The organism is Flavobacterium gillisiae, from assembly GCF_900107635.1.
GTDB classification, from domain to species: Bacteria; Bacteroidota; Bacteroidia; order Flavobacteriales; family Flavobacteriaceae; genus Flavobacterium; species Flavobacterium gillisiae.
Genome location: NZ_FNRD01000024.1, coordinates 1 through 2,543, shown reverse-complemented (window position 1 = coordinate 2,543; position 2,543 = coordinate 1). Strand labels below are relative to the sequence as shown.

Genomic DNA, 2,543 nt, shown 5'->3' with positions numbered 1-2,543 from the left:
TGGGTATTTCGGTCGGACCGTGCCACCCATTTCGGTTGAAATGGTGCCACTTTGAAAGATATTACAATAATACAAAAAGTTTGTTCAGTTTAAAAATTTGCTTTTCTCATAGACTCACCTGTTAGTTCTATTCTATGAGAGGAATTTACAATCCTATCTAGCACAGCATCGGCAATAGTACAGTTCCCAATTATGTCATGGTATGCAGATACCGGTATTTGAGAAGATAGTATTATTGATCCTTGATTGTGTCTTTGATCAACAATATCTAATAAAGCTTCCCTAGACTGATTATCAAATGGTTGTAGGCCAAAGTCATCTAAAATAAGTAGATCTGACTTTAGTATCTTTTTAATTTCTCTTAGGTAGGTCCCGTCTAATTTGCTTATTTTTAATAAATTAAAAAGATTAGCGGTGTTATAATACAAGACTTTATAATCCATTAAACATGCTTGATGTCCTAGAGCCTGAGCAAGATAACTCTTTCCAACTCCGCAAGATCCAGTTAAGATTACATTCTGTTTTTTGAGAATAAAATCCAATGTTCCTAGGCGAGTGAACATATTCTTATCAAGGTCTCTATTTTGAGTATAATTTATATCTGGCATGCTTGCACTTTGTCTAAACTGAGCCTGCTTAATTAGTCTTTCGATTTTGCGGTTTTGCCTATTCTCATACTCGTGATCTGTTAGTAAACCAATGTACTCGTCAATGGTAAATGACATCATTGTATTGTTTTTAATATGACTGTGATGAAGCTGTGCCATGTCGTTAAGCCTCATTGCTTTTAGCTTTTCGATAGTTTGATTATTATCCATATTATTATATTTAAGATTACTATTTATTGGTACGCAGAGGCTCCTCTGATGTTTTGATGTACTGGTATATGATTAGTATTAGCGTCCAGTTCTTGGAGCAGAGTTTCTTTGAGATCCATATTGTGACGCAGGATGTTTTTGATATGGGTATAGGCCGCAATATTAGCATTCAAGGCAATCTCACAAGCTTTATCAAGTCTTTGTGATCCATAACTCTTATGTAGTTGTATTAAGCCAATAACCCTTTTGTATCCAATCTCAGGATATTCTACATTACACAGAATCTTCTCTACGCATTTCACTAAATGAGCACCGTGTGGAGCTGCTTGATTTTTAAAATACTCAGGACTCCAACTGGTATAGCTTTGATGCGTACTAGATAGGTGCTCCTTAATTGTATTGTAATTCCCTTTTTTTGGATTTCGCTTATGTGTGGCAATACGTAAATGATTATAGTAAACTTCTACGGAAGTATTTGTGTAGTGAATCATTGTATGATGGCCTATATAGCGATAAGGAACACTATAATAGCTCTTGTCAGGCGAAAAATATACATATCCTATTTTCTGTACCTTCGCTCTTTTATAATCTTTTATTTGATAAGTACTGCCGGGTAATGCTTTTAAGTATTGTCTTTCCACAGATTGAAAGAGCTCTACACGACTTGCTTCTTTACGCTGAAAAAGCAATTGGTTATAAGTGGTCAACATACGTCTTAGCTCTGCATTGAGTTCTTCCAAAGAAAAGAAAGTTATCTCTCTAATGGGATAGTAAATTCTTTGATAGACAAGGTGTACAGCGTTTTCCACTAAGGCTTTGTCTTGGGGAGCATAAGTACGAGTTGGATTAACTATGCAATTATAATGGCTAGCAAAGTCTTTAAAGCTTCTGTTTATTTGTGATTCATACTTACTTGCACGAGATACAGCTGATTTTAAGTTGTCTGAGACTATTGCCAAAGGAACACCTCCATAAAAGTTTAGTGCATTAACACAGCATATTATAAGATCTTCTTTCTTCTGACTCTGGCAGGCTTGCACATAGGTATATTGGCTATTGGGAAGTATAGCTACAAAGACTTCTACGGGTATAATTTCCCCTGTGTTTTGATTAACATAAGAGAGTTTTTTACCAGCAAAATCAATGTACATCTCTTTGCCTGGCTCATGCTCTAACTTCATAGAACCTTTTACCTCTTTATATTTTCGGTTATAATGCTCCATAAACTGTGTGTAGCTGTAAGGATTAGCCATAGTTTGAGCATATTGTGTATAATGATATAGAAAAGTAAATCCAGGATGGTTACGAGCTTTATTAACCGTCTCGAAATAAAGCATTAAATCGTTATGCCGCTGCGTGTCAACAGTTGTAAAGCTAGAAAAGAGCTCTGATAGTTGTTCGACATCGAACGAGAGTAATTGTTGTAAAGAGTATTTACAGCCTTCAAATAGCTGCATATAGGTATTTACAGTATTGCGAGAAATACCTAATGTACTTCCTATTTTACGATTGCTATAACCGTCCAAATGTAAAGTAATGATTTGTTTTAAGTCCATAGGATCAAGTTTATTAGCCATATCGTATTGTTTTAGATAACAACAAGATAGTAGCTGATTTTGATCTTTCAAAGTGGCACAAATCGAACCGGAATAGTGGCACAAATTGACCGAAATGGGTGGCACGGTCTAACCGAAATCAGTGGCACAAATCGAACCGAGATATCCA

Annotated in this window: 2 protein-coding genes; both read right to left on the bottom strand. The window is 35.6% G+C overall.

Annotated features, from left to right (window positions below; translation table 11 throughout):
• Positions 1-89 precede the first annotated feature (89 nt).
• Entirely contained in the window at positions 90-818 is a 729-nt protein-coding gene (gene istB, locus BLV35_RS19045; RefSeq protein WP_091093977.1) for an IS21-like element helper ATPase IstB, read from the bottom strand.
• A 23-nt stretch (positions 819-841) separates the two neighbouring features.
• Positions 842-2,395: an IS21 family transposase gene (istA, locus tag BLV35_RS19040; protein ID WP_091093979.1), complete on the bottom strand. Its 1,554-nt coding sequence runs from the start codon at positions 2,393-2,395 to the stop codon at positions 842-844.
• Between the last annotated feature and the right edge of the window lie 148 nt (positions 2,396-2,543).